Raw genomic sequence first — 25,668 nt, 5'->3', positions numbered from 1 at the left:
GATTCAGTTTAACCACATACAACAGTCGTTTCTATGCTCAATAACACCGATAAGTTTGCAGAAACCACTAATATAGATAAATCAGGCGATGTTTTAGATGATGCCTTACGATCCCTTCGGATAGGCGGAAGTGTGCTGTTACGTGAGGCCTACGCCCCGCCCTGTGCGATTGCCATCCCTAGCTCGGATAAACTTGCTGCCTTCTTAGGCCTCAAGCAAGACACGCTGGCGGTGGCCTTTCATCTGGTTGAATTTGGCCATTGCGAGATCAAGTCAGCGTCGGGCAATCACATCACGCTCACCGCGGGCGAGATGGCCATTATGTTTGGTGGTGAGGCGCACACGCTATCGCAGGGCAAGAGCGATCAGATTGCGGACTTAGAAACGATGTTGGCTGGCGGCCCAAATATACAAAAAACCAGCGCTGCACAGGCGGGCTTGGGCGTTTCACTGTTATGCGGTGTATTTATGCTGCATCAAACCCAACTCAATCCTCTGTTTGCCGCGCTACCAGCTATCTTGCGGGTGAACTTGTCGCGCCAAACTAGTTTGCATAATTTATCCGGGATTGCCCACATCATGGCCAATGAGATAGAACGATCTGCTTTTGGTGCCGGCTTTATTGTTGAACGGCTGCTAGAAATTCTGTGTGCCGAAGCGGTGCGCGCGCATCTCGAAGTCACGCCGCAGCAAGCGGTAGGCTGGTTTCGCGGGATCAAAGATCCGGTGGTCGGGCGTGCCATCAAGGCTATCCATCAAAATCCAGCGCAAGACTGGTCGATCCCGCGTCTAGCGGGAGAAGTCGCAATGTCACCATCACGCTTCGCAGCGCGTTTTTCAGAATCGCTAGGTGAGAGCCCTATGGCCTATGTGGCAAAGTGGCGCATGAATGTGGCCTGCAGAAAACTCTCTGCCTCGCGCATAGGGGTCGATCAGGTAGCGGCTGATGTCGGTTACGAAAGCGTGGCGGCGTTTAATCGCGCCTTCAAAAAACATCTAGGTTTGCCGCCTGCCGCATGGCGCGCGCATCAGGCGGCGTAAATTACTTAGACCACCCGCTTATTCCCAAGTCGCCCTTACCACGCTGATCTCTTGCTTGATCCAGGCGATCAAGGCTTTGCTGCGCGCCGCTAGTAATTTACTGTGCGGGTATAAGATGTGCAGTGGTCGCGCTGCCAGCTCATAGTCTTCCAGCACCAGCTGTAATTGCCCACTTTGCAGATACGGCGCAACTTGATAGATGCTGAAATGACCTATCCCCAAACCGGCCACGCAGGCCTCAACCAAGGGGGCGACTTGATTAAACACCAGCCTGCCACTGACCGCTTGCGGCATATTTTTGCCTTGCTGCTGAAACATCCAATGGCCTTGTTGTTGCGTACTGCGTAGGCAGTTGTGCTCACGCAAGGCAGCCGGTGTTGTGGGCGTACCGCTGCTGGCCAGATACGCAGGTGCGGCTGCGTAGACCCGCCGTAAGTCGGCCAGATGCTGTCCCACCAGGCTAGAGTCGTGCATCTCGCCTATCCGCAGGCCGAGATCAAAACCTTCTTCAACAAGATTCACCAGCCTATCGAGCAAATGCACTTCTACGCTGAGCTTGGGATAGTGCTCGATAAAGCGGTTAATTGCAGGACAGAGGTAGCGCTGGCCAAATAATACCGGCGCAGTAATCACCAAGCGGCCCTGAGGCTCGCTTTGATCGGCCTGCAATTGGGCATCAGCCTCAGCATCGGCCGCCAATAAGCTGCGTGCGTGCAGCAGATAAAGTCGGCCTTGTTCAGTCAAAGCCACATGGCGGGTGCTGCGATTAAACAAACGCGCCCCCAGTAAGGCTTCTAAGCCAGCGAGTTGCCGCACCACACTGGGCAACGAGGTCGCCAGCGCCGTGGCAGCAGCGGTGAAACTGCCAGCGTCGGCAATCGCGACAAAGCTGCGTATCGCTTTGAGCTTATCCATAGGTTTTTTTGGGAATTTTATTACTACGTTTTTCGGAGTAGTTAATTACATTATGCATTATTTATTTCTAAAAACTTATAAGTCAGAATGTCTGCACTGCGCAATCTAGCGACGCATCTCAATTTATAGGGTAGCAAAATGAAAGCAATCGTTACTGGCGGCAACCGCGGCATAGGCCTGGAAATATCTAAAAATCTGCTTCAAAAAGGCTATGAAGTCCATGTACTCTCACGATCCGGGCTAGCCGCTGCGCAGGACGGGATCAGCAGTTGGATTACCGATGTCTCTGATTTTCTGCAGACCAGACAAATTATCGAGCGCATAGGGACACCGGACGTTTTGATTAACAACGCCGGCATCATGAACAGCAAAGCCCTCAGCGAATACAGTAGCGAAGATATTTTGCATATTCTTAACGTAAATCTGATTAGCGCGGTACGCCTGAGTGCCGAGGTGGCCGAACAAATGGCCGAGCGTGGCGGTGGCCGCATCGTCAGCATGGGTTCAATCGCCGGAGAAATCGGCCATCCAGACATTTGGTACGGCATTTCCAAAGCCGGAATGATGAACGCAATGCGCTCGCTGGCCAGAAGCTTTGGCGCCAGAGGCGTGCTTGCTAACTCGGTGGCACCCGGCCCGGTCGACACTGACATGATGAAGAACATTCCGGAAGACAGAAAAATGCGCTTGAAAGCAGCCACCATCAGTCAGCGTTTCTGCACAGCAGAGGAGGTGGCAAGCACCGTGTGCTGGCTGGCCACCGAGGCCCCCGCATTTATCAATGGCGAAGTCATAGATATGAATAACGGTGCGAATTACCGTTGAGTCGGGGGGGCAATAACAAGCGCCGCAAGTAAATTGACTCAAGCGCTACACCTAGCTATCTAATCTTCAAAAAACAGGGAGTATGGATTTAACCAAGCCGCTTGCGCATATTCTATGTGCGCAATTCACGCATACCGCAAGATACCCCCTCCTAGTATTAAATATAGAGGGCGCATCACGATAGACCGAATTCAAGTGTCGATATTTTTTACACTTACCGCTTACTTTTCCTACCCAACTGCGCTCTATAAACACTAAGTATTTGATTTTATTTTGCTTTTATATTGTTTTTATATTTGGCATGGTATTTGCTGACAATGATTTCATCAGCAAATTATTGTTTCAATCAAGGAGATAAAATGAAAATCAAACATTTAGCACAACTCGCTCTAGGATTCATCTTCAGCGCGTTTGTCACCACTAGCGCGGTGGCCGTTCCTATGACACTTGAAGGCATGGGAAAGTTAAGCGAATGGACAGATTTCGAAAGACTGCTCGGTGAAATGCCAGCAAATCCTTGGGGCACTAGCGACACCCAGCATGCTAATCGCGTCGGTATTTATGTGAGCTACGCCAATGGTCTCACCGGCTCTGCTACTTATAGCGGCGTGGCCAATAGCTGGGGTGGTTGCTGCAACATAGGTGGCGGCTTTCCTGGTTTGTCACCGGACACTGCGACTGGTTTCTTTGTCGGAACTGGTGCTTATGCCGGTCTGCATGGACTAGATAATGCGGGCTTCATCCTGCCTATGGCATGGGTCGATTTGCGCAATGAATTTACCGGCAATTTTGATATCTCATACGAAGAACAAGGCCAGTCTACCTGGCGCGCAGACAAAGGTGGCTGGGGCAGCGTGGTGATTGCCCTGTATAGCTCAGCGGCGCCAGTAACTGATGTTCCAGAGCCCGGTTCGCTGACGCTAATGGGTATCGCTTTGGTTGGTATCGCAGCGATCCGTCGACGTCGCGTCTGATGCTTATTTAGGCGACGCATTAAGACATATTAAGGGGCCTTCGGGTCCCTTTTTCATTGGGGTCTACTCTGCTATTCTCTAAAATAAATGTAAGAATTTGATGTCTGCAACTAGCTACCAGGTCAGCTATTTGTAACCATCGCCAAGACCATTATTCTTAAAAAAACAGGGAGTATAGACTTAGGCCAGTCGCTTGCGCATATTCTATGTGCGCAATTGACGCACAACTACTGATACCCCCTACTAGTACCATAATTTTCGGCAAAATTTTTGACTCGAATTTTTAATCCTAAATCCTATACAGCAGCCGCACACGGCTGCTGACTGAATTTAGAAATTGCGATCGCTTAGTGCTGCTTATTTAGTGCTGCTTATTTAGTGCGGCTTACTTCGCGTGACTTAATCAGCGCTGAGTAAGCCAGACGCCAAGGCCAGTTCTTGATTGCTGAAGATCGCCATGGCGGTATTCATTTTGCAAAAACCCAGTTTTTTGTAAAATGCCTCTTTACCGGGATTGGCGTACAAGATCACTTTTTTATGTCCGGCGGCATCGGCCAACAATTTATTCACCATGGCCTTGCCGAGCGCCTGCCCCTGATACTCGGGCAAGATAGCGATGTCGCACAAATACGCGCAATCGACGCCATCAGCCAGAGCACGGCCGGCACCGATCAGGCGCTCGCCATCGTAAATGAAGTGTTTGAACTTACTATTGGCAAACACGATCGCCAGATTCTCTGCCGATTTTTCACCCAAGGCAATTTTATACAAGGCGGAAAGCGCCTTCCAATCGACTTTACTGGCATCGTTCACCCACACTAATTCGCGCATATTGCTCCTTTTTTGATCGACTGTTTGGATTAAGCGTCTCGATTCGGCAAGCGTAACTCCGCCAGCAAACCACCGCCATCACGATTACTTAAATGCAGAGAGCCGCCCAGAGTCAGACTCAATTGCTGTGCAATCGCCAGACCTAAACCGCTACCGCCCGTGTCACGATTGCGTGAATTCTCTACCCGATAATACGGCTGCAATACCGCGTTTAGTTCAGCTACGGGAATGCCAGGCCCCCTATCCATGACAGTGATAGAAATCTGATCTGCCGCAAGCCCTTGCAAGCCTATTTCAACCTGCGTGCCGAACTTTAAAGCATTATCCAAAAGATTGCTTAGTATGCGCTTCAGCGCCAGCGGCGCACTGCGTATAGGTCTGCCCAATTGGCCGGTCACTGCGATGCTGTGACCGGCATCCTGATAGTCCGACACCAGACTACGCAGCAAGGCATCGAGATTGATGCTGCAAATTTTTTCATCTTGCCGCTGGCTACGATTATGCGCACGGGCATAGGCGATGCCTTGCTCCACCAGGCTTTGCATAGCGAGTAAATCGCGTAGCAGTTTATCTCTATGCGCTTCGTCATCAAGCATGTCCACCCTCAGGCGCATACGCGTGATCGGCGTTTGCAAATCATGCGTAACCGCTGCCAAAATCTGTATGCGTTCGCTCAAATAGGCAGAGATGCGCTGCTGCATGGCGTTGAAGGCGATCCCGGCCTTGGCTACTTCCAGCGGACCGTCAGTAGGAAACAAGTCGCCGGGTTTATCGGGCGATAAATTATCGGCAGCGGCCGCCAGTTGTGCCAGCGGACGCGTCGCCAGCCGCACTGCCAGCCAGCTAAAAGCGATCAGTATCAGTAATTGGCTCATGAGAATGACGGGTAGCCATACAGAATAAGTCATGCCACGTGACACCATTTCTATACTAACCGGGGTGCCGTCGCTGAGCTGTAAATGCAGATCCATGTGTCTGCGGGCTTCGGCATCCAGATAAAAACTAGGCGTGACCGTATATTCTTTCCCTAAGGCGATACTGACCGAATGGATCACCTCATGTGCCAGCGCGCTGTCGGCCGATTTTTCTGGCAGATGGACAGATGCAGGGCCAGCTGCGCGTAAAAAGTAGCGGTAGTTATTTCTATCTAACTTAGTCAGCCAGGCCTCTCGCTCTATCGGCGGCAAACGCTCCAGCATTGCGATGGAGCCTGCCACATCATGGCCCAAGTAATAGATCATGCTGGCTTTGCTAGCCTGTTCGCGTTCGTAGACTATCATGCCAAAACTCAGCACGTGGGCCACACACAAACCGAATAGTAAGATCAGACTGAGACGGCCAAACAGCGAGCGTGGCCACAGATAAGGCGCAAGCTGCCTCAGGCGCGTCAACATAGGGTATCCCCAGCGTGATCCGGGTGGCTGGCGGTGACTGCACAGGCCAACACATAACCTTCGTTGCGCATGGTCTTGATGTAGCGCGGCTCGCGCGCGTCGTCTTGCAAATGTACGCGCAAACGGCTGATCAGCAAATCGATGGAGCGCTCAAACAAATCGGCATCGCGGCCTTGGGTGAGATTAAGTAGCTGATCGCGGCTCAACACTCTTTGCGGATGCTCGAGTAAGACTTGCAGCAAGCGATATTCGGCACCGCTTAAACTCACCAAGGTGCCGTCTCTGTCGAGCAGATGGCGCGCCTGGGTATCGAGCCGCCAATCGCCGAACGCCAGCAGGGGCGGCGTCTTGGTGGTGCGCAGATTCGGTGGCAACATGCGGGTGCGGCGCAATACCGCACGCACTCTTGCCAACAGCTCGCGCGAGGCAAACGGCTTGCTCAGATAATCATCCGCGCCCATTTCTAGCCCGACGATTCTATCGGTTTCTTCGGCCAACGCGGTCAGCATCAAAATCGGGATATGACTGTGCTCGCCTGCGCGCAACTCGCGACACAGGCTCAGGCCGTCTTCTTGCGGCAACATCAGATCAAGCACGATCAAATCGATACCACCGAGTGCCAATGCGGCCCGCATTTGTTTGCCATTGGCAGCACTGCTCACTTTATAGCCATTTTTTTGCAGATAAATGCTCAACAGCTCGCGTATATCGAGATCGTCATCGACGACCAGTAAGTGATCTAGAGTTTCCATAGGCTCATTTATATCCGATTTAGCGCGGTAGCGAGGGGCACATTGTATCTCCATGTATCTGAGACGGTATCAGATACATGGGCTTGCAAATCTCTGCATCCAGAACACATGCCAGATACAAGCAAGCGGTGTAATACCAGCATGCCGCAGCCAGTGTCCCAAATAAAGACTAAAGGCGGCAAACCCTCATCAATTTATGGAGTCTCACCATGTCTAGAAAAAATTTGTTAGCGAGCGCGCTGTTGTGCGCCTCACTAGTCTCACTCTTCGCAATCAGCACAGCGCAAGCCGCGACTACAGCCGAGGGCAAAACCCGCGCACAAGTATTAGAAGAATTGAAGCAGGCACAGGCCGATGGCAGCTACTACTGCAACGACAGCGATCGCCAATGGGAATGCAATGCCATCGCTGCGCGGCAACAACTGGCATTGCAGAAAGCACCGCAACTGGGGCACTGGTTGAGCCAGAGCGGCCTATTGGAAATCGAGATCGCCGCCTGCGGCCAGAGCTTATGCGGCACCGTCATCAAAGAGCTGGGGCAAAACACCAGCAGTACCTCGGCCTTGGGTTTACAAGTTTTATCCGGTATTAAGCCAGTCTCATCCCAACAGTGGCAAGGTCGCATTTACAACCGCGGCAATGGCCTCACATACGAATGTCTGATGAGCCTGGCCAGCCCCACAGAATTACACATACTTGCCTACCAGGATACCCCGGCCAACGGCAAAGAACAGATCTGGAACCGAGTCGACTAATCTACCAGCAGCAAACAACGACTAACCAGAGCAAAGCAGCTGAGCTAATCTTCCCATCGCGTATCACCAGCGCGCATATTCCATGCGGGTTTCCAGCCATGTTGGCCGCTGGCCTGCATGGCTATTGCGCACTGGGCCTGCCGTATTGCACATTTTGGCGCATTTGCAAAAACGCCAAATATGCGTATTATAAAAAACCACAAGAAAAATTATCTGCGAGCGAAGACGTTAGCGCGTGTTTTATGCGCTGGCGTTAGCGCGAAAGCCAGAGAAGTTTTACCTATTTTTATAGTAACAAAAGGCGGAGACAAGGAATGCGTATTTTATTGGTGGAAGACCATCTGGAACTATCGCGCTGGCTGGCGAAGGCCTTGGAAGACGCCCATCTGACGGTGGAATGTGCGATGAATGGCGCCGATGCCGATGCCTTATTGCACACTCAGGAATACGCGCTGGTGATACTCGATCTGACCCTGCCAAAAATGGATGGTCTGGATGTGCTCAAGCGTCTGCGGGCGCGTGGCAGCAAGACACCGGTCTTGATTTTAACCGCGCGCGGTGGCCTCAATGAAAAAGTTCAGGGCCTCAATTTAGGGGCCGACGACTATCTGGCCAAACCGTTTGAACTGGCCGAATTGGAAGCGCGCGTCAAGGCCCTGCTACGCCGTTCGCAAGGTAACGAGGCAGTTACTCTGGTCTGCGGCGAGCTTAGTTTTGATACGGTAGCGCGCCAATTTTTCTACTCTGAAAATCTGATGTCGCTGACACCGCGCGAGCATGCGGTGCTGGAAGCCCTGATCACGCGGCGCGGTCAGGCGGTCTCCAAAGAAAAACTCTTTAATGAAGTGTTTGCACTGGATGACGATGCCAATCTGGATGCCATAGAAATCTACATCCATCGCTTGCGCAAGAAGTTAGAACAAGTCAGTTCCGGCGCGGTGGCGATCACCACCTTACGCGGTATCGGTTATTTGCTGGAAGCCCGATGACGGCAAAGCGGGACGCGGTCGGCAGTCTGCGCGGCCAGTTCTTACGCTGGTTGCTGATACCGTTGGTGGCACTGGTGGCAGCCAATGCTTTTTCGGTGTACCGCAATGCGCTGGATGCCGCTGATCTGGCTTACGACCGCTCCCTATTGTCGACCGCCCGCGCCTTGGCAGAACGGGTTTCCATCCTCGATGGTAAGACCGTGGTCAACGTGCCGTATGTGGCTTTAGATAGTTTCGAGACCGATACTTTGGGGCGACTGTACTACAAGGTCAGCGGCGTGAATGGCGAATTTGTGTCCGGTTTTGAAGACTTGCCTGGCTTGCCGAAAAACGTCCCGCGCTCGGATATTTATCCGGCCCTGGTACATTTCTTTCACGCCGATTATCAGGGCCAGGCGGTGCGCATCGCGGCCCTGCATCAACCGGTGTATGACGATCAGATGCGCGGCATTGCCCTGATCGAGGTGGCCGAAACGGTGGACGCCAGGCGCGGCCTGTCGCGCACCATACTGATCGATACCTTGCTACGCCAGGCCGCATTACTGGTCGCGGTGGCGCTACTGGTGTGGGTGGCGCTACGCTTTGTCTTGCATCCTTTGATGGAATTGAAATCAGTAGTAGAAGAGCGCGAACCTACCGATTTGTCAGATTTCGACGCCAGCCTGGTACACAAAGAAATCCGCCCCCTGGTCAATGCCATGAATGGTTATATGGCCAGACTGCAGACACTCATCAGTAGCCAGAAACGCTTCATCGCGGACGCTTCGCATCAGCTACGCACCCCACTGACCGTACTCAAGACGCAGGCCGAATTAGCCTTGCGCGAAAACGATCCGCTAGCGATGCGCCAGATCGTCCAGAGTATTGCCGGCACCACCGATGCGACGGTCCATCTGGCCAACCGCTTACTGACACTGGCGCGCACTGGCCACGGCATCGCCGAGGCCGAAATGAGCCCGCTATCGCTACGTGAAGTGCTGCATCAAGTGTGCGTAGAACTGGCCTTGCCCGCGGTAAAAAAGCACATCGATCTCTCGCTCGATGCAGAGCAAGATGTGCGCATTTATGGTCACAGCCTGCTGTTGCATGAAATGCTAAGTAATCTGCTAGACAATGCGCTGCGCTACACACCAGAACATGGCCAGATCGCGATTCGTCTGAGCGTCGTCAATCTGGCGCTGGCAGACGGCGCCGCCTACGCGCAATTGGTGATGGAGGACAGCGGCCCTGGCATCCCCGTGGCTGAACGTGAAAAAGTGTTTGAGCCCTTCTACCGCGCCTTAGCCGCTGGCGACAGCAACCCAGGCGGCACCGGTCTGGGTCTCTCGATAGTGCGCGACATCCTGAATCTACATCAGGGCCAGATACGCCTAAGCGAAGGCGCCAACGGCAAGGGCTTGCGGCTAGAACTGTTGTTGCCAGTGTGATGAGTTTGAGCGCTTCAATTCTTGAGCGGGTTAATCGCTCGCGCTGAACTCTGCTTATGGAATTTCACCAGCACCCACGCCACGGCGCATATTCCATGCGGCTTTGCGGGCAACTAGGCTGGAGACCCGCATGGAATATGCGCGCTGGCAGGGTGCTATGTTGGAATTTGTTTAGACGAAGAAATTGGGCACGACTCAAACTGGCTTAGAGTTCCAGCGCATGCTTGCATGCGCTGGAAAGCTGCTTGAATATACTTAGCCCGCCATCAGAAAATCAATGACGATTTCGCCAGGTGCGCGTGACACATAGGTCATCTTGATACCCTTACCAAAACGCTGCTCAAGCTGTGCGAGTAGCGGTAAGGGATCGTGGTCATTGCAAAAACGCATGGTCTCGCCGGCCTGCAGCGCATCGAGTGCCCCAAAAATGGCGGCATGCCGAAAACGTTTGGCGACGCCGCGGGCGTCGAACGAATAGCATCCATAGGCGACTACCGGCGTAGAACAATTGTGGCTCATATTGAAACTCCTTGTTTGCGGATGAATTGGGTAGAGTGCTGCGTTGGATTTGTCCAACGCAGCATGGGTAAAACCTGGCCTTAGACGCGTTTTGCGCTGGCTGCAAAACTTGGGGCTACTTGACTGGTTTTTTTGGCGATCAGTAAACGTAGCGCAAACAAGGCGAGGAACAGCGTACCAGTGGCGAATACCACGTCTCCAGGCACCCGCATCCAGACCAGAGTTTCCATCAATGTCGAGTGCACGATTTCCGGCGAGCGCGCAAACCACATGCCCTTAGTGATACTGGCCCAGGCCTGGTAGATGCCGGCAGGTACCAGTGAGATAAACACCATCATCGCCAAACCAATATTGAGTGACCAAAACATCGGTGCCAATAGCTTATCTGACCATGCGGCGCGGTCCGACAGGCCGCGCAGACAAAACAGTAGTAAACCTATACCCAACATGCCGTACACCCCAAACAGGGCAGCGTGACCGTGGGCGGCTGTCATGTTTAAGCCTTGCATGTAATACAGAGCAATCGGCGTATTGATAGTGAAGCCAAGTAAGCCAGCACCGACCACGTTCCAGAATCCCACAGAGATAAAGCAAAGGATCGACCATTTATATGCCTGCACCCATGCTGCGGCTTTCGAGCGTTGATAGTTCTTGTATGCTTCAACCCCTATCATTGCCAACGGTACCACTTCCAACGCCGAGAACATCGCGCCTATGGCAATGACGAAAGTTGGCGTACCGGTAAAGTAAATGTGATGCAAGGTACCCAAGATGCCGCCAAACAGAAACACGATGGTTTCGAGCACGATGGCACTGTTGGCGGTACTGGCGCGTATCAGGCCAAGACGGGTGAACAAGAGCGCAATCACGGCAGTGGCAAACACTTCAAAGAAGCCTTCCACCCACAAATGCACCAACCACCAACGCCAGTATTCGATCATGGAATAGTGCGTATGTGGACCCCAGGTTAAGGAGGTGGCATAGAAGCCACCGATACATAAGGCTGCCAGGAAAACCATGGCGATCAGGCCGCGACTCTCTGAAGGCGTTTTTAAGGCGGGCATCAATCCACGTCCGAGTAAAGTTACCCAAAACAGCAAACCGATGAACAGCAAGATCTGCCAGATGCGACCCATGCTGGTAAATTCCAAACCTTGGTTACCGATCCAAAAACTGTAGTCATTACCCAAGTGTTGTAAGGTGCCGAGCCAGCCAGATGCGGTGGATCCGACCACGATAAACAACAAAGCATAAAACAACACATCGACACCGAGTTTTTGGTATTTTGGTTCATGCCCAGAAATCGCCGGGGCAATATACAGACCAGTGGCCAGCCAAGCGGTGGCGATCCATAATACGGCAAATTGCGTATGTATGGTGCGGCTGACGGTAAATGGCAATATCTGTGCCAAAGGAAAACCGAAGAAACTCTGACCTTCGACCGCATAGTGCGCAGTAATCACGCCCATAGCAACTTGCGCCAAAATCAGGCCTATCACGACGTAGAAATATTTCTTGGTGGCCCTCATCGAAGGGGTAGGCTTAAGATCGAACAGGGGATCAGTTTTAGGCGGGGTAGGATCAGACTCTTCCTTACTGACCGAGTGGAAAAAGATCATGCCAGCGATCGCTGCAATCATAAATATGATACTGGCGATAGACCAGATACCGGCGCCGGTGGTCGGGGTATTGCCGACCAGTGGCTCATGCGGCCAATTGCTGGTGTAACTAATTGCAGTCTCACCCGGTCTGTCGGTGGCAGCCGACCATGCCGACCAAAATATAAACGCAGGCAAGGCTTGCAAATCTTGCGGATCTGGCAGCGAACCAGAGTTCATTGCATATTGCTCACGCAGTTTATTGAGTGATGGATCATCGCCAAACAGGCCTACGTAATGCTTGACCACTTGCGCAACTGCTTCCGCACGCGCGGGTGACAGTGTGACGTTGCCACTTTTGGCGTCATAGGTATTGCTGCGCATTTCGATTTTTAATCTGGCATCAAGTTCGGCCTGCTGGCCTAGGCTCAGTTGCTCAAATTCCTTAGCATATTCTTGCTGTGCCCACACCGCGCGCAAGGCCAGCGCTTCACGATGCAACCAATCGGCCGACCAGTCTGGCGCGACATAACTACCATGTCCCCATACTGAACCGAGCTGCTGGCCGCCGGCGGCTAGCCAGGCTTCCTGGCCACGCTGTACCTGGCCTTCTGAAAATATGACAAGGCCCTTGGTGCTGACCACTTGTTTGGGAATAGGTGGTGCCTTCAGGTAAATTTCTGTACCGACCCAGCCTAACACTGAGAATGAGAGTACACAGATGACGGCGAGCCAGGTCCAGAGTTTGCGCGTTGCATGCATGGCGTGGTTTCCTTATTTGAAAAGTTGAAATACCAGCGAAACACTGTACGCTGATAAAGATGGATTCTATCTACATCATTTATAAGATGCAAGTGAAATACATCTTAAATCTCAAAAGCTCTGCTTTTTTTTTATAAACATATATACTATGTACTTGATAATATTGTTTGCGCGCTTTGCAAAAAGCTCAAGAACGCCATCACTAAGAGCTTGCTAACGATGAGATTAACCGCCTATACCGATTACACACTGCGCACCTTGATGCATCTGGCGAGCAATCAAGATCGATTGGTGACGATACAAGATATCGCCGATCTGCATGCAATATCAAAAAATCATTTGATGAAAGTTGCGCACCAACTTGGTTTATCCGGCATGGTCGATACAGTGCGCGGGCGCAATGGTGGCTTGAGATTAAGTAAGGACCCCAGGCAAATCAATATTGGCGAAGTGGTACGTAATACCGAAAGCGATTTTTTTATGGCGGAATGTTTCGATCATGCCGACACCTGTTGCGCCTACGCTCCAGCCTGCGCCTTAAAAGGCGTATTAAGTAAGGCCACTGCTGCTTATCTCGCGATACTCGACGAGGTAACTCTAGCCGATTTGATTACACCAAAAATAAGAAACATAGGCATGAGTGCCAAAGCGAGTCCAATACGTCTGCATACCAAAACAAAATCATAACTACCGGAAAAGCGGTTTTGCGCAGAGATAAGTCACTATTTTGCCGTGAATAACTTGACGAAACACAAGAAGTTTTCTGTTTGATTATCCAGAAAAAAAACCCTAGGTAAAATATGCTTCTTGTAAACTTGCCTTCCTTGCCGCAGATGACGCCACGGTCGCAGTCTCAATACTGAAAAACGAATTAATAGGTAAGCCCATGAATACTTTGCCCGACATAGAATTTTCCGAAGAATTGATACGCCGCTTTGACAAGCTAGGCCCGCGTTACACTTCGTATCCGACTGCGGATAGGTTCCATACTGAGTTCAGCGAAAATTCGTATATCAGCTATTTGGAACAACGCGCCAGCGATACGCGCAAGAATCCACCCTTGTCGATCTACATTCACGTGCCATTTTGTGAATCGCTGTGCTATTTTTGCGCATGCAATAAGATCATCACCAAAGACCACAGTCGCACCACCGAGTACTTGCGTTATCTGGCCAAAGAAATGGCCTTGGTGGCAGCCAAGATAGGCCCGGACCGGCGTACCGCTCAGCTGCACTTTGGCGGCGGCACGCCTACTTTTCTAAATCCAGATGAGTTGCGCGAGTTGATGGCGCTGATACGCAGCCATTTTGAGATCTTGCCCGATGCAGAACTGGGGATAGAGATAGATCCGCGTACGGTCAGTGATGATACTTTGGCCTTGCTGGCCGAGTTGGGCTTTAACCGCACCAGTTTTGGGGTGCAGGATTTTGATCCTGCCGTACAGCAAGCGGTGAACCGAATTCAGCCTTACGAGATGGTGGAGAAAGCGGTCACTGCCAGCCGTAAAGCGGGTTTTGAATCGATCAATGCCGATCTGATTTATGGTCTGCCTAAGCAATCCATGGGAAGTTTTAACCGCACACTAGATCAGGTCATAGCACTTTCACCGGATCGCATTGCACTCTACAATTACGCCCATCTGCCTAGCCGTTTCAAGGCGCAGCGCCAGATTATCGAAAGCGAACTGCCTAGCGCGGAAGAGCGTCTGCAGATATTTTTAATGTCGGTGCGCAGATTGCTCGATGCGGGCTACATTTACATAGGCTTGGATCATTTTTCAAAACCAGAAGACGAACTGAATAAAGCGCGTTTGGACAAGAGCTTGCATAGAAATTTCCAGGGCTATACCACGCGTGCCGATTGCGATCTAATCGGTTTTGGCGTGTCTGCCATCGGTAAAGTCGGGCATTCGTATAGCCAATCGGTGCGTACCATCAAAGCGTATTACGAGCATCTGGATGCAGATCAGTTACCGATAGAAAAAGGTTTTTCTCTCAGTGCTGACGATGTCTTACGACGTCAAGTTATCATGGAATTGATGTGCAGCGGCCCGGTAGATTTTGCGGCGATTAACCAGGCGCATGGTATCGATTTCCTCACTTATTTTGCGGATGAACTAACGCAATTGCAGCAGTACGAAGAGGCTGAACTGATTAAGGTCGATCAGCACAGCATCATAGTCACCGCCAAGGGACGGATGTTTGTGCGTGCCGTCGGTATGGTGTTTGATAAATACCTGGCTCAGCAAACCGGTGCGAAATATTCTAAATTAATCTAATTTCTTGCAGCTAGTTTCCAGCATGTAGTTAATAAATGCCAAGCACTGATGCTTGGCATTTATTTTTCCGCTTACTCCTTAGCCTTCCCGGCCATCTACACGCACACTCAATAAATACGGCGTGTAGGCAAACAAAAACAGTAAGAAAGCAGCGCACCAACAAAACATCGCCAACACCAAACTAGCCTGATACAGCGCTGGTGTAAGCAGCGAGGCAGCGACCCTAGCCAGCGCTGCAGTTTGTATCAGCAGATACAAGGCCAACTCTAGGCACCCAGTCTTGAGCGGGCGCCCGGTGTGACCCAGTGTAGTGCGTGTCATCATACCGAGGATCAAGCCGGCCATGGAGCCTACCGTTAATGCATGCCACGCCGCGCTCGCGGGTATCAAATCGAGTGCAGCGAGCGCCAGCAAAAAAAATCCCACGGGTATCCAGGCGTAAGAGATTTGGAGTATCCAGACTATCGGTGCTCCCAAAGTACGATGCGGTTGCCATAAGGCCAGTCGCGCCATTACGATGCAAGCTGCACCTGCGCACAGTAGCGCCAGCAACGGTGCTGGCGCGGCTGCGACCCACGCCAAACTGGCCAGCAGTAGCGCAGCCACCGCACTACGGTTAAGCCATGGATGCACGATAGCCAGCACGCCCGGCACGCCGTTTTGGGTGAACATCGGTATTACGCGCGCACCGATAACCGATTCCATGATGACGATGAGCAAGATAGCGGCATGCACCGTCGTTGCGGGTGCTAGCACAATCAAACCCAGCACGCCAGCATGAAAGACTGCGTTTGCCAGGCTTAACAAGCCCAGCAAAACGATCAAAAACATATTGCGCATATTCCCAGATTGCTGCAGCACGCGATATAGAGGCCATGCCGCCAAAGGAAGAAATGCTAAGTCCAGCACTGCCGCCCAAGTTGGCACGGCCAACAGCATCGCCAGCCGTCCTATTAACCAGCAGCCGGCCAGTAACGCCAGATGGCGCTTGCTCGGGGTCGCCAAGCCTGTCCAATTCCGCCCTGCCGTGTACAAGAATCCTATGATGACGGCAATTGCCATCCCAAACACCATTTCGTGCATATGCCAGGCGACATTGACTTGCGGCCAGCGATTTAGCCAACCTAGATAGTGTGCGATCCACAACGGCAGGCTAAGCGCGGCAAAGGCGGCGGCCAATAAATAGAAGGGGCGAAACCCCAAGGCCCAGACTGGATGCTGTGCTTGCCAAATGGCGCTATTGCTTTTCCTTACTGCGGGATTTACCGAGATAGAGTTCATGTTCGTGCTCACTTTTAAAGATACATACAATATATATCTTTAATCAAAATTGTGCTACTCTTATGTGCATGCCCAGTCGTGACGGGATTCGACATAGGCAATTACACACGAGGACGAGAACTATATGCAAACAGAAATAATCAAAGTAGCAGGAATAAAAGATCAGGCCGATGCCGAAATCATCCAGCAGAGCTTACGTGCCTTACCAGGTGTAGCGGAGGTGCGCGTGACCTCCGCTAGCGGCCGGGCAACTGTGCGCTACCAAGAAGAACTTGCTAGCAGCGTACAATTGCGCGCTAGCTTGATACAACTAGGTTTCGAGGTCGATGCGGCAGCTGGCAAAAGCCACAGTGGCTGTTGTGGCGCTTGTGGTGGCTAAGTCGCTAAGCGCGCAAGCCCAGACCAAGATCAGAGTCCGAAAACGGCTAGAACAAACCACGGGTTTATTCTACGATGGCGCTACGATTATTTTGAAAGCGCCGTAACATGAATCTCAGTCAATTTTCTACATTCCGTGATCTACACTTCACGGACTCGCCCTTGCTGTTACCGAATGCTTGGGATGCCGCCAGCGCTATTTTATTTCAGCAAGCGGGCGCACGCGCCATCGCCACCTCGAGCGCAGCGCTGGCCTGGTCCCTGGGTTATGCCGATGGCGGCGCCTTGCCATCAGACGAATTATTGGCAGCGTTAAAGCGCATGCAGCGGGTATTACAAGTCCCTTTGACTCTCGATTTGGAAGATGGTTACAGCGATAATCCAGCCGAAGTTGCGGCACTGGTGCTAGCCATCGCACGCTGTGGTGTGGCCGGTATTAATCTAGAAGATGCTGCTAAGCCCAGCACACTACTGCAGGAAAAGCTTGTCGCTATTCGTGCCGCGCTTGGTGATACACCGCTGTTTATCAATGCGCGTACCGACGTCTATTTACGCCAATTGGCGCAAGGCGATGCGGCTCTGGCTATGTGTAGAGAACGTTTGCTGGAGTACCGCGCGGCCGGCGCTGACGCCGCATTTATTCCAGGGATGAGCCGTCTTCAAGATGTCGCCAGCATCGCAGCTGATATTGAGATGCCTTTGAATCTGATGACACTGCCAGACATGCCAGCAATCTCAGATCTGTTTGCTGCTGGTGCCTGTCGTTTTAGCGTAGGACCGGCACTGTTCCAGGCTAGTTACGGACGCGCCCAATTGCTGACCCAGAAATTTCTGCAGGAACAGGCGACAGCGGATTTATTTATTGACGCACTGCCGTATGAGTTGATGAACGCCAGTTTTCTGAACTAATAACTGAAGCTGAGCCTGGCATTGATGCGCTACCAGACTCAGCAAAATTCTAAATTTCAGAAAGTTATTTTTTCCCGAGATAGGCATCCATCGCAGCACGTCCTATCGAGGGATCATCGGTGAAGAAACCATCGATCCCAGCTTCCAAAAAGATCTTTAACTCGGCGGCCAGATCGCCACGTTCGGTAAGCGAAGCGACATTACCCTTACGCAGATTAGCCGGCAAAAATGGATTTTCAGGACGGAAGGTATACGGATGCAAAACCAGATTGGCGGCATGTGCGTTCTTTACCAAACTAGTTGGCACGCCCAGATTATTTTGCGCATCACGCGGAATGATCATCTCTTTGGATGGGCCTACGCCGTTGGCATAGGTCGCCACTTCTAGCAGGCCGGCGGCACTGGCGATGTCGGCATAGCTACGGCTATCTCCGGCCAGTCGAAAATCTTCCGGCTGGCCAGATCCAGACAAAAGTTGAACGATGGGCAGATCCGTCATCTTGCGGATTTCTTTCAGATTACTGACTTCAAATGATTGAATAAATACCGGTGCGGTTTTGCCACGGTAGCCGTTCGCATGCAGGATATCGATCAGGCGTTTTTCTAAAGGCAGATTAATAGACTTGAAATAACTAGGATGTTTGGTTTCTGGATAAATACCTATGGTACGGCCAGTTTCTATGCTCTTGGCTTTGGCCAGATCGATCACTTCTTGCAAGGTCGGGATCTCGAATTGGCCGTCAAATTTGGCGTTCTCAGGACGATTCGCAGGGATGCGTTCTTTGGCACGCAAGGTTTTTAATTCGGCCAACGTAAAGTCTTCGGTAAACCATCCGGTGACGCTGACGTTATCAATTTTTTTGGTTTGTTTGCGGGCGGCAAATTCTGGCTTCTCTGCGACATTGGTGGTCCCAGAAATCTCGTTTTCGTGGCGTGCGACTAATACGCCATCCTTGGTACTCACCAAATCGGGTTCGATGACATCGGCACCGATTTCTATCGCCTTGGTGTAGGACGCGATCGTGTGTTCGGGACGCAAGGCAGAAGCGCCTCTATGGCCGATGACGACTTTTGCAGGCAATGGAGTCGGTTGAATGTCAGAGCTAGCGCCACCACAGGCACTTAACAAGAGATTCGCGGAAAGCAGTGCAGCGCCAGGGACTAAGGAGAATTTGTACATGATCGTAAAATAGGGAATTGAAGATGCACAAATAATAATAGCCGAGCATGACAGCGGCATGACCACTACATGAGTGCTAGTGAAGTCACGCTGGTTAATCCATCAGCCCTCGCCCAGCATCAGCGATAGCATGCTGATAGAACCAAGCTCGATCTGATCACAGAATATCTGTATCGGCTCCGCCTCGATACGCGCACCCAACACATACAGCAAGGGCAAAAAATGTTCTGAAGTTGGCACCGCCAAGGTGGCGTCCGCCCCGAACGCCGTGTAATCGATCACCTGTTCAAACTGCCCGGCTAGTATCGCCTCACGGATCGCATCATTAAATCTATGTGCCCAGTCATATCCTGTCGAGCGCATATCCAGCTGCCTCAGATTGTGCACCACGTTGCCGCTAGCGATAATTAGCACGCCTTCATCGCGCAATGCACTCAGCCGCTGGCCGAGTGCAAAATGCGCGGCAGCTGACAGCCGCATATCCAAGCTTAATTGCAGTACCGGGATGCTGGCATCCGGATAAATTTTTGCCAGCACCGACCAACTGCCATGATCCAAGCCCCAATCCTGATCCAGCTGTACTGGCGCATCCGTAAATGGCGTGAGTAATTCGGCGATGCGTGCCGCCAAATCAGGATCGCCGGGTGCCGGGTAACGCATATCAAACAGCGCTTGCGGAAAACCACCAAAATCATGGATCGTTTTGGGCTTGCTCATCGCCGTCACTGCCGTGCCATCGGTGAGCCAGTGCGCCGAGATCGCCAGTATCGCCTTGGGCCGGGGCAGACTTAGTCCTAAATTTTCCCAAACACGGGTGCAGGCATTATCCTCAAGTGCGTTCATAGGGCTACCGTGGCCAATAAAGAGTACCGGCATGCGTTTGCTGCTATTCATACTTTGCTCCTGCTAGATCTGCGTTTTTCAAAATTGATCAATCAAGCAGGCCGCCCCTAAAGGCGGGCTCCGCTTAATTTTGGACGTTAATTGTGGCTGATTATGCTCTGGTTTTTCCCAGGCTCAAGGCGCCACTGCCGTGGATAATTACAAACAACAGTCCACCAGCCATAGAGATGTTTTTCATAAAATGTATCATCTGGTTTTGCGCCTGATCGGCCGCTGCGCCCCAAAAGTTATGGAAAATGAAGGCCGCAGCGACGGTAAAGAACAACATGGCAACTGCCGCCCAACGTGCTTTCCAGCCGATGATCAGCATGATACCTCCGCCTAGCTCTACAATAATGGCAGCGATTGCGCCCAGACTAGCGAATGGCAAGCCCTTACTGGCAATATAGCCGACCGTGCCTTCAAAACCGGTAATTTTTGATATGCCAGATAAGACAAAGATGCTGGCGATCAGGATACGACCAAGCAAAGGGCCGAAAGAAGTAAGTGCGTTCATGGAGAAATCCTTTAGGTTGAGTGATGATGAAGAGAGTGTATATGTTCCATAATCAATACAGAAGACCATAAAATGGCAATCATTATTCCATTAACGGCAGAATTGACTCATCGCCTTACACGCATTTCTCATAGACTCTCTTGAGTAAAAGGGCAATAACAGTATGAACAAAATAACATGAACAATACGCCTGAAAATACCTATCGCAGTGTTAATTGCGAATTCCACGACGTGCTCGAAGCCTTGGCCACGCGGCGGCAGCGCTGCGTGCTGGTGTATCTGGCAGAAGATGGCAGTACCCAGACTTGTGAGGCGCTGATCACCGATGTTTACGCCAAAGCGGGTGCCGATTATCTCCGCCTGGATAATGCTAGCGAGCTGCGCCTGGATCGCTTGCTGCAGGTAGATGGCGAGCGTCCTGAGCAATTTGAACTTCGCTTTCCCAATCGGTAAGCACCTGCCCGCTCACGCATAGCCCATGCGGCCTAGCGGCTAGGGTGCCGGGAGAACCGCATGGAATATGCGCACTGGCAGGGGTGTTGGGCGGATAATTTTCTGCGCATCTGGAATGCTGCGCTTCACTGCACAAACGCGATTTAGTTTGTTCACCAGAGTTTTCATCGGATAATGTCTGCCTTAGTTTGACGCGGCCAAGAACGCCTCAAGATTGATCTGCATTTTTTGCAACAGGAATTTTTAATGAAGTTATCGAGCGTCACGTCGGGAAAAAACAATAATTACAATCTGATCCGCATACTCGCAGCGCTGGCGGTACTGGCCGGTCACAGTTTTGCTTTGCTCAAGCAGCCAGAACCCTTGGGCCAGGAGCTTGGTATCAGCTTAGGTTCGATCGCGGTCGATTTGTTTTTTATTGCCAGCGGCTTTTTAGTGACCGGCAGTTTGTTGCAAAGGCAAAGTCTGCGTGAGTATCTGCTGGCCAGGGCCTCGCGCATCTATCCTGCGTTGCTGATAGTTGTGCTACTGAGCGTTTTTGTGTTGGGCGCAGTTTTTACCAGTTTGCCTTTGGCAAGCTACTATAGCCACCCACAGATTTACTATTATCTGCATAAATGTCTAACTCTGGTGACGGGTGCCGCCTATTACCTGCCTGGGGTGTTTGAAAATAATCCCTACAAGGGCGCGGTCAATGGCTCACTGTGGACGATGGTGTACGAAGTAAAGATGTATATTTTTTTGGGGATTTTTTGGGCTGTTTGCCATGTTTGGAAGAACCAGGGTTTGCTACTGTTTCGTCGCTTGATCGTATTACTAGCCACAGGTGCTGGCATCTTTAGCCTCGTGCATTTTTTCTCTGGCGCTGAGCATTGCCCCGCTGACGGATTATTTTTCATGTTTTTCTCTGGTGCCGCCTATGCAGTTTTGAAGGACAGAGTAATGCTAAGTGCACGCGTATTCTGGCCGCTGTGTCTTGCCTTACTAGGCTCTTCAATGCTGAGTCAACAGGCGTTTTTTCTGGTGTATCAAGTCAGTCTCGCTTATATCCTGTTCTATCTGGCCTATGTGCCGGCGGGCCGCATTCGAAAATACAATGCACTAGGTGATTATTCTTACGGAGTCTATATTTACGCCTTCCCGGTGCAGCAATCTGTGATCGCCTTGTTTCCGGGAATATCGGTCGCGCTGCTCACGCTGCTGTCGGTCTCCGTGACGTTAATGCTGGCCGTATTGTCTTGGTATCTGTTGGAGCAACCTGCGCTAGCTATAAAAGGCCGGTTTATCGCAAACAACAAACCAACAAAAAGTTTAAACCTCGATCCCGCGCCACCCGTCTAGTCAACTAACTCACGATGTCAGCGCTTAATTTATGATACTATTGAGGCAACATTTTTGCCTTGATTTTTAATTCATCTGGATTTAAGCATATGACCGATACGCCAGCCGTTTCAATTTTGTTTGTCTGCATGGGCAATATTTGCCGATCTCCGACCGCCGAAGGCGTGTTCCGAGCCCAGGCGCAAGCGGCCGGGCTGAGGCTAGAGATCGATTCGGCCGGTACCCATGCGTATCACGTCGGTGCCGCACCGGATACCCGCTCGCAGCAGTTCGCCAGACAGCGCGGTTACGATTTATCCCAGCAAAAGGCGCGTCTGGTATGCGCCCATGATTTTGAGAAATTTGATTATGTGCTGGCTATGGATAGAGATAATCTGGCGCTGTTGCAAGCGGCTTGTCCCTCCGCATATCGCCACAAAATCGGCTTATTCATGCAGTACGCGAATAATTTTGAAACCGACGAAGTGCCCGATCCGTATTCCGGCGGCAGCAGCGGCTTTGACCTGGTGCTCGATTACATAGAAGACGCCAGCGCAGGTCTACTGGCGCATTTGCAAAAATAGAGCAGTTTCACTCAGACAGTTCGCCCCTCCATTTTTCCTGCAATAGGGCGATATCGAGAAAATTCGAACTAAGACCAAGGCTAGAACTCCCACGCCAATAAAAAAGGGCATTCTTAGCTAAGAATGCCCTACTCTGCTTGCGGCAATGCTCGCCAGGCTTAACGCTTAAGTCGCAGCGTTTTTCTTCAACAAGGCCTTGACTTCATCCATTTTGGCAAAAGGTTTTTTGCTGGCGGCGATGAATTCCAGTTCTTTTTGCGCCTTGGTTTTATCGCCCGATTTGAGCAGCGCCATGGCGTAGTGATAGCGTACATCGAGCACTTCAGGCATACCGGTGCTGGCTTTTTCCAGTAGCGGCAGGCCGCGTGCCAGATCGCCTTTCTCTACCAGTATCCAGCCCAGCGTATCCATCACCACTGGGGTGTTTTCAGCCAATTTATTGGCTTTTTCGGCGTATTCCAGAGCGCGCGGATCTTTCTCTTCGCCGTAGGCCCAAGCCAGATTATTCAAGACCATGACGCTCTCAGGCGCAGTTTTTAAGATCAGTTGTAGTTGCTCTATATACGCCAACTTACTTTTTTGCTTAGGCATATTGTAGTTGGCCAGATACATGCGCGTCTCATTATCAGTAGGATGATCCTTGAGCCATTTATTGATGCGCAAATCTGCATCTTTGGCTTTGCCATCGGCCACCATTGCACCGTGAAGCTTAATGACTAGGTTACCGTTCTGGTTGAGTTTATAGGCCTTCTCGTAGGCTAGTAAGGCAGCCGTTGCTTTTTTCTGCTGCATTAATACATCGCCTTCCATGATGAAACCAGCCGGTGATTTTTCATGATCTTTCTGAATCTGACGGCTTAATGTCAACACCTCATCGAGATTGCCTTTTTTAGCCAAGAGCGAGCCTAATGCCAATTGCGCCTCGAAATAATGCGGATCGATACCCAAGGTTTTTTTCAAGGCATCAATGGCGGCTGCGTTGTCATTCAAGGCCATATGCGCGCCGGCCACCTTGTATTGATTTGCTGCCGATCCGGGCAACATCGCAGCCAGTTTTTGATAGCTATCTAAGGCACCGGCTTTGTCGCCCAGGCCTAGCTTGGTCATCGCCAGTAATTCCATAAAATCTGGCTCGCTAGGGTGGCTGGCCTGGGCTTTTTTGGCCAGATCGAGCGCCTTGTCTTTTTCGCCTAATGACATCAAATATTGCGTTTGCATTTGCACTATGCCAGGATTATCTGGATGCTCGGTGGTGCCTAGCACTAGCCATTTTTTAGCTTCTGCTTCTTTCTTTTCTGTGATCGCCAGATTGGCCAGCGCCACAATGACTTGCAGATTTTTCTTGTCTTTCTCTAATACCGTCTCCAAGCGTTTTCTGGCGGCCTCAGGTTTTTTATCTTGATAATCCATGCGTGCCAGGTTTAGCACAGACGGGAAATAATTTGCTTGCAGGCTTAAGGCTTTTTCAAAACTGGCGCGCGCTTTTACCGGGTCTTTTTTCTCCAGATAAATCGCGCCTTTGAGGTTTTGTATGACTGGATTGCCAGCCTGCTCTTTCTCCGCCGCGTTGGCCGCTGCCAGTGCTTTATCGGTTTCTTTCATGCGCATATGGGTCATGATCAACAGCACCCCAGCGTTACTCGATTTAGCATCGAGCTCTTTGGCTTTTTCCAGCTCGGCGATAGCACTACCATTGTCTCCCGTACTCAGCTTACTCAGGCCCAGCGCGGTGTGATATTCAACCGATTTAGGTGCCAAGGCACTGGCTTTTTCAAAAGACTCGGTGGCCTTGTTGAAGTTTTTTTGCTGCATATAGGATTCGCCGGCCAGTGCAAATAACTGGCTATCCTGTTTTTGCGTGAGTAGTAGCGGCTCGATCAAGGCCAGTGCCGCTTTGCTGTCGCCGCCCTTCATCACACTGCTAATCAAGAGCTTTTGGGCGTACAGATTATTCGGATTTTTCTCTAGGTACTTGCGCAAAAACCTTTCGGCTTGTGGATACGCGCCCATCGCCATTTGTACCGAACCAGACAAAAGTAAGCCGGGCAGATAGTCTGGCGCCATTTTTTGGACTTGCTGCAGAGATTCCCAGGCAGCGGTGTATTTTTCCTGACTGAAATCGAGTAAAGCCTGAGTGTAAAAAACCAGTACTGCATTGCCACCAATTTTTTTCGCGGCAGAGATATCTTTCTGCGCCTCTTCAAATTTTTTCAGACCGATTTCTATTTCAGCCTTTGCCACAAAGGCGGCGCCATTTTCGGTCTCGGCTTTGGCGGCATCATCAAACGCGGTCAGAGCTTCAGGAAATTTGCTTTGCGCCCTCAATAAATTGGCCTTAAACATCAGCACGCGACTATTTTTTGGGTTTTTACTGACTGCGATATCGGCATACTTATGCGCCCCATCCATATCGCCTTCGCTGATGGCCAGCGAGGCCAGGCCGATCAAGGCATCGGGATAGTTCGGATCTATTTTCAAGACTTGTTCGAAGGCGTCTTTCATTTCTGGTTTTTTGCCCAGAGCCATGTATGCATTGCCGCGCAGACTCATGAAGGCGGGATCAGTTTTAGCGCGTGGGTCTTGCGCGGTATCATCGAGTACTTGTTGCGCCTTGCCCAGCATCAGCTTGGCTTTTGAAAGCCCCTGCAAAGCAGTGGCGGGGCTGACGCCCAGGCTGACTGCCTTTTGTAATTCTTTTTCTGCCGACAGCGCGTCGCCCGTTTCCAGATAGATAGTACCGAGTAAAAAGCGTGCGTCTTTATTGTTCGCGTCTTGTTGCAAGGCGTTCTTGAGTTGAATGATGGCAGCCTTATTGTCACCTTTTTGCTGATATTGCTTAGCATCAGCCAAAAACTTATCGGTACTCTGAGCCTTATTACAGGCGCTTAAACTCAGCGCCAATATCAGGGTGCTGGTAAGCAGGGCGATAGACGAATATTTTTTATTGCTGTTCGACATAGTTAATCCTTGTTGACTCACATAAAGACGGGCTAAACCACAGAAATTCTTATTCAAACACTACGTTTTTCAAGATTACACCACTTTTCACTGGCATCCACATTGCCAGAAAATTAAACTTTCACCGCCTGCGAAAAAGCTGTGAT

General features: G+C 51.1%; 24 protein-coding genes. 13 read left to right on the top strand and 11 right to left on the bottom strand.

Annotated features, from left to right (window positions below; genetic code table 11):
- Window positions 1–33 precede the first annotated feature (33 nt).
- The gene (locus tag EJN92_RS10670) at window positions 34–1,041 is read left to right on the top strand and encodes an AraC family transcriptional regulator (RefSeq protein WP_126127806.1); all 1,008 of its coding nucleotides are present in this window, start codon (window positions 34–36) and stop codon (window positions 1,039–1,041) included.
- 18 nt (window positions 1,042–1,059) lie between these two features.
- Here EJN92_RS10670 and EJN92_RS10665 read toward each other — a convergent pair whose 3' ends face one another.
- Entirely contained in the window at window positions 1,060–1,956 is an 897-nt protein-coding gene (locus tag EJN92_RS10665; protein ID WP_126127805.1) for a LysR family transcriptional regulator, read from the bottom strand.
- A 138-nt stretch (window positions 1,957–2,094) separates the two neighbouring features.
- Here EJN92_RS10665 and EJN92_RS10660 point away from each other — a divergent pair, with 138 nt between their 5' ends.
- Window positions 2,095–2,781 (top strand): SDR family NAD(P)-dependent oxidoreductase, encoded by a 687-nt coding sequence (locus EJN92_RS10660; RefSeq protein WP_126127804.1) that lies wholly within the window; start codon window positions 2,095–2,097, stop codon window positions 2,779–2,781.
- A 359-nt stretch (window positions 2,782–3,140) separates the two neighbouring features.
- Window positions 3,141–3,755: a PEP-CTERM sorting domain-containing protein gene (locus EJN92_RS10655; protein ID WP_157984351.1), complete on the top strand. Its 615-nt coding sequence runs from the start codon at window positions 3,141–3,143 to the stop codon at window positions 3,753–3,755.
- 399 nt (window positions 3,756–4,154) lie between these two features.
- Here EJN92_RS10655 and EJN92_RS10650 read toward each other — a convergent pair whose 3' ends face one another.
- The 3 genes from EJN92_RS10650 to EJN92_RS10640 are packed head-to-tail and all read right to left on the bottom strand — an operon-like array spanning window position 4,155 to window position 6,732.
- Window positions 4,155–4,586 (bottom strand): GNAT family N-acetyltransferase, encoded by a 432-nt coding sequence (locus tag EJN92_RS10650; RefSeq protein WP_126127802.1) that lies wholly within the window; start codon window positions 4,584–4,586, stop codon window positions 4,155–4,157.
- A 29-nt stretch (window positions 4,587–4,615) separates the two neighbouring features.
- Window positions 4,616–5,980: an ATP-binding protein gene (locus EJN92_RS10645; RefSeq protein WP_126127801.1), complete on the bottom strand. Its 1,365-nt coding sequence runs from the start codon at window positions 5,978–5,980 to the stop codon at window positions 4,616–4,618.
- Window positions 5,974–6,732, bottom strand: a complete 759-nt coding sequence (locus tag EJN92_RS10640) for a response regulator (protein WP_126127800.1) — start codon at window positions 6,730–6,732, stop codon at window positions 5,974–5,976. Before EJN92_RS10640 ends, EJN92_RS10645 begins: the two co-directional genes overlap by 7 nt.
- 209 nt (window positions 6,733–6,941) lie before the next feature.
- Here EJN92_RS10640 and EJN92_RS10635 point away from each other — a divergent pair, with 209 nt between their 5' ends.
- The 3 genes from EJN92_RS10635 (at window position 6,942) to EJN92_RS10625 (ending at window position 9,903) form a co-directional block, all read left to right on the top strand.
- Window positions 6,942–7,487: a DUF2147 domain-containing protein gene (locus EJN92_RS10635; protein WP_126127799.1), complete on the top strand. Its 546-nt coding sequence runs from the start codon at window positions 6,942–6,944 to the stop codon at window positions 7,485–7,487.
- 314 nt (window positions 7,488–7,801) lie between these two features.
- Window positions 7,802–8,476, top strand: coding sequence for a response regulator (locus tag EJN92_RS10630; RefSeq protein WP_126127798.1), 675 nt, complete (start codon window positions 7,802–7,804; stop codon window positions 8,474–8,476).
- Complete coding sequence (locus tag EJN92_RS10625) at window positions 8,473–9,903, top strand: sensor histidine kinase (protein ID WP_126127797.1); 1,431 nt, start codon at window positions 8,473–8,475, stop codon at window positions 9,901–9,903. Before EJN92_RS10630 ends, EJN92_RS10625 begins: the two co-directional genes overlap by 4 nt.
- Window positions 9,904–10,158: 255 nt before the next feature.
- On the opposite strand, the gene EJN92_RS10620 is transcribed toward EJN92_RS10625, so the two are convergent.
- Together EJN92_RS10620 and EJN92_RS10615 are read right to left on the bottom strand one after the other, a co-directional pair.
- A complete protein-coding gene (locus EJN92_RS10620; protein ID WP_126127796.1) occupies window positions 10,159–10,422 on the bottom strand; it encodes a DUF2249 domain-containing protein in 264 nt (87 codons plus the stop codon).
- Between the two features lie 80 nt (window positions 10,423–10,502).
- Window positions 10,503–12,782: a nitric-oxide reductase large subunit gene (locus tag EJN92_RS10615; protein ID WP_126127795.1), complete on the bottom strand. Its 2,280-nt coding sequence runs from the start codon at window positions 12,780–12,782 to the stop codon at window positions 10,503–10,505.
- Between the two features lie 219 nt (window positions 12,783–13,001).
- On the opposite strand from EJN92_RS10615, the gene EJN92_RS10610 reads away from it, so the two are divergent.
- Window positions 13,002–13,469: an RrF2 family transcriptional regulator gene (locus EJN92_RS10610; protein ID WP_126127794.1), complete on the top strand. Its 468-nt coding sequence runs from the start codon at window positions 13,002–13,004 to the stop codon at window positions 13,467–13,469.
- Between the two features lie 199 nt (window positions 13,470–13,668).
- Window positions 13,669–15,060, top strand: coding sequence for an oxygen-independent coproporphyrinogen III oxidase (gene hemN / locus EJN92_RS10605; RefSeq protein WP_126127793.1), 1,392 nt, complete (start codon window positions 13,669–13,671; stop codon window positions 15,058–15,060).
- Window positions 15,061–15,138: 78 nt separating this feature from the next.
- Here hemN and EJN92_RS10600 read toward each other — a convergent pair whose 3' ends face one another.
- Window positions 15,139–16,341 (bottom strand): NnrS family protein, encoded by a 1,203-nt coding sequence (locus EJN92_RS10600; protein WP_126127792.1) that lies wholly within the window; start codon window positions 16,339–16,341, stop codon window positions 15,139–15,141.
- Between the two features lie 124 nt (window positions 16,342–16,465).
- Here EJN92_RS10600 and EJN92_RS10595 point away from each other — a divergent pair, with 124 nt between their 5' ends.
- Both EJN92_RS10595 and EJN92_RS10590 read left to right on the top strand, forming a co-directional pair.
- The gene (locus EJN92_RS10595) at window positions 16,466–16,720 is read left to right on the top strand and encodes a heavy-metal-associated domain-containing protein (RefSeq protein WP_126127791.1); all 255 of its coding nucleotides are present in this window, start codon (window positions 16,466–16,468) and stop codon (window positions 16,718–16,720) included.
- 107 nt (window positions 16,721–16,827) lie between these two features.
- Window positions 16,828–17,628, top strand: coding sequence for an isocitrate lyase/PEP mutase family protein (locus tag EJN92_RS10590; RefSeq protein ID WP_126127790.1), 801 nt, complete (start codon window positions 16,828–16,830; stop codon window positions 17,626–17,628).
- A 64-nt stretch (window positions 17,629–17,692) separates the two neighbouring features.
- On the opposite strand, the gene EJN92_RS10585 is transcribed toward EJN92_RS10590, so the two are convergent.
- The 3 genes from EJN92_RS10585 to EJN92_RS10575 all read right to left on the bottom strand — a co-directional run bounded on the left by EJN92_RS10585 (window position 17,693) and on the right by EJN92_RS10575 (window position 20,207).
- Window positions 17,693–18,808 (bottom strand): glycerophosphodiester phosphodiesterase, encoded by a 1,116-nt coding sequence (locus EJN92_RS10585; RefSeq protein ID WP_126127789.1) that lies wholly within the window; start codon window positions 18,806–18,808, stop codon window positions 17,693–17,695.
- 102 nt (window positions 18,809–18,910) lie between these two features.
- Window positions 18,911–19,702: a 4,5-DOPA-extradiol-dioxygenase gene (gene ygiD / locus EJN92_RS10580; protein WP_126127788.1), complete on the bottom strand. Its 792-nt coding sequence runs from the start codon at window positions 19,700–19,702 to the stop codon at window positions 18,911–18,913.
- 100 nt (window positions 19,703–19,802) lie between these two features.
- A complete protein-coding gene (locus EJN92_RS10575; protein ID WP_126127787.1) occupies window positions 19,803–20,207 on the bottom strand; it encodes a DoxX family protein in 405 nt (134 codons plus the stop codon).
- A 177-nt stretch (window positions 20,208–20,384) separates the two neighbouring features.
- On the opposite strand from EJN92_RS10575, the gene EJN92_RS10570 reads away from it, so the two are divergent.
- The 3 genes from EJN92_RS10570 (at window position 20,385) to EJN92_RS10560 (ending at window position 22,564) form a co-directional block, all read left to right on the top strand.
- A complete protein-coding gene (locus EJN92_RS10570) occupies window positions 20,385–20,660 on the top strand; it encodes a hypothetical protein (protein ID WP_126127786.1) in 276 nt (91 codons plus the stop codon).
- A 246-nt stretch (window positions 20,661–20,906) separates the two neighbouring features.
- Window positions 20,907–22,001: an acyltransferase family protein gene (locus tag EJN92_RS10565; protein ID WP_126127785.1), complete on the top strand. Its 1,095-nt coding sequence runs from the start codon at window positions 20,907–20,909 to the stop codon at window positions 21,999–22,001.
- An 89-nt stretch (window positions 22,002–22,090) separates the two neighbouring features.
- Window positions 22,091–22,564 carry a low molecular weight protein-tyrosine-phosphatase gene (locus EJN92_RS10560; protein ID WP_126127784.1) on the top strand — a complete coding sequence of 158 codons (474 nt, stop codon included), beginning with the start codon at window positions 22,091–22,093 and terminating at the stop codon, window positions 22,562–22,564.
- A 165-nt stretch (window positions 22,565–22,729) separates the two neighbouring features.
- Here the strand turns inward: EJN92_RS10560 and prsT are convergent, their stop codons facing one another.
- Window positions 22,730–25,522, bottom strand: coding sequence for an XrtA/PEP-CTERM system TPR-repeat protein PrsT (gene prsT / locus EJN92_RS10555; RefSeq protein WP_227869802.1), 2,793 nt, complete (start codon window positions 25,520–25,522; stop codon window positions 22,730–22,732).
- Between the last annotated feature and the right edge of the window lie 146 nt (window positions 25,523–25,668).

Source organism: Undibacterium parvum (genome assembly GCF_003955735.1).
Taxonomy (GTDB): domain Bacteria; phylum Pseudomonadota; class Gammaproteobacteria; order Burkholderiales; family Burkholderiaceae_D; genus Undibacterium; species Undibacterium parvum.
This window is presented reverse-complemented; position numbering and strand designations above follow the sequence as displayed.

What these genes read in the sequence shown, in the direction of transcription:
- EJN92_RS10670 (WP_126127806.1), top strand. Translation starts at nt 34, where the DNA reads ATGCTCAATAACACCGATAAGTTTGCAGAAACCACTAATATAGATAAA.
- EJN92_RS10665 (WP_126127805.1), bottom strand. Translation starts at nt 1,956, where the DNA reads ATGGATAAGCTCAAAGCGATACGCAGCTTTGTCGCGATTGCCGACGCT.
- EJN92_RS10660 (WP_126127804.1), top strand. Translation starts at nt 2,095, where the DNA reads ATGAAAGCAATCGTTACTGGCGGCAACCGCGGCATAGGCCTGGAAATA.
- EJN92_RS10655 (WP_157984351.1), top strand. Translation starts at nt 3,141, where the DNA reads ATGAAAATCAAACATTTAGCACAACTCGCTCTAGGATTCATCTTCAGC.
- EJN92_RS10650 (WP_126127802.1), bottom strand. Translation starts at nt 4,586, where the DNA reads ATGCGCGAATTAGTGTGGGTGAACGATGCCAGTAAAGTCGATTGGAAG.
- EJN92_RS10645 (WP_126127801.1), bottom strand. Translation starts at nt 5,980, where the DNA reads ATGTTGACGCGCCTGAGGCAGCTTGCGCCTTATCTGTGGCCACGCTCG.
- EJN92_RS10640 (WP_126127800.1), bottom strand. Translation starts at nt 6,732, where the DNA reads ATGGAAACTCTAGATCACTTACTGGTCGTCGATGACGATCTCGATATA.
- EJN92_RS10635 (WP_126127799.1), top strand. Translation starts at nt 6,942, where the DNA reads ATGTCTAGAAAAAATTTGTTAGCGAGCGCGCTGTTGTGCGCCTCACTA.
- EJN92_RS10630 (WP_126127798.1), top strand. Translation starts at nt 7,802, where the DNA reads ATGCGTATTTTATTGGTGGAAGACCATCTGGAACTATCGCGCTGGCTG.
- EJN92_RS10625 (WP_126127797.1), top strand. Translation starts at nt 8,473, where the DNA reads ATGACGGCAAAGCGGGACGCGGTCGGCAGTCTGCGCGGCCAGTTCTTA.
- EJN92_RS10620 (WP_126127796.1), bottom strand. Translation starts at nt 10,422, where the DNA reads ATGAGCCACAATTGTTCTACGCCGGTAGTCGCCTATGGATGCTATTCG.
- EJN92_RS10615 (WP_126127795.1), bottom strand. Translation starts at nt 12,782, where the DNA reads ATGCATGCAACGCGCAAACTCTGGACCTGGCTCGCCGTCATCTGTGTA.
- EJN92_RS10610 (WP_126127794.1), top strand. Translation starts at nt 13,002, where the DNA reads ATGAGATTAACCGCCTATACCGATTACACACTGCGCACCTTGATGCAT.
- hemN (WP_126127793.1), top strand. Translation starts at nt 13,669, where the DNA reads ATGAATACTTTGCCCGACATAGAATTTTCCGAAGAATTGATACGCCGC.
- EJN92_RS10600 (WP_126127792.1), bottom strand. Translation starts at nt 16,341, where the DNA reads ATGAACTCTATCTCGGTAAATCCCGCAGTAAGGAAAAGCAATAGCGCC.
- EJN92_RS10595 (WP_126127791.1), top strand. Translation starts at nt 16,466, where the DNA reads ATGCAAACAGAAATAATCAAAGTAGCAGGAATAAAAGATCAGGCCGAT.
- EJN92_RS10590 (WP_126127790.1), top strand. Translation starts at nt 16,828, where the DNA reads ATGAATCTCAGTCAATTTTCTACATTCCGTGATCTACACTTCACGGAC.
- EJN92_RS10585 (WP_126127789.1), bottom strand. Translation starts at nt 18,808, where the DNA reads ATGTACAAATTCTCCTTAGTCCCTGGCGCTGCACTGCTTTCCGCGAAT.
- ygiD (WP_126127788.1), bottom strand. Translation starts at nt 19,702, where the DNA reads ATGAATAGCAGCAAACGCATGCCGGTACTCTTTATTGGCCACGGTAGC.
- EJN92_RS10575 (WP_126127787.1), bottom strand. Translation starts at nt 20,207, where the DNA reads ATGAACGCACTTACTTCTTTCGGCCCTTTGCTTGGTCGTATCCTGATC.
- EJN92_RS10570 (WP_126127786.1), top strand. Translation starts at nt 20,385, where the DNA reads ATGAACAATACGCCTGAAAATACCTATCGCAGTGTTAATTGCGAATTC.
- EJN92_RS10565 (WP_126127785.1), top strand. Translation starts at nt 20,907, where the DNA reads ATGAAGTTATCGAGCGTCACGTCGGGAAAAAACAATAATTACAATCTG.
- EJN92_RS10560 (WP_126127784.1), top strand. Translation starts at nt 22,091, where the DNA reads ATGACCGATACGCCAGCCGTTTCAATTTTGTTTGTCTGCATGGGCAAT.
- prsT (WP_227869802.1), bottom strand. Translation starts at nt 25,522, where the DNA reads ATGTCGAACAGCAATAAAAAATATTCGTCTATCGCCCTGCTTACCAGC.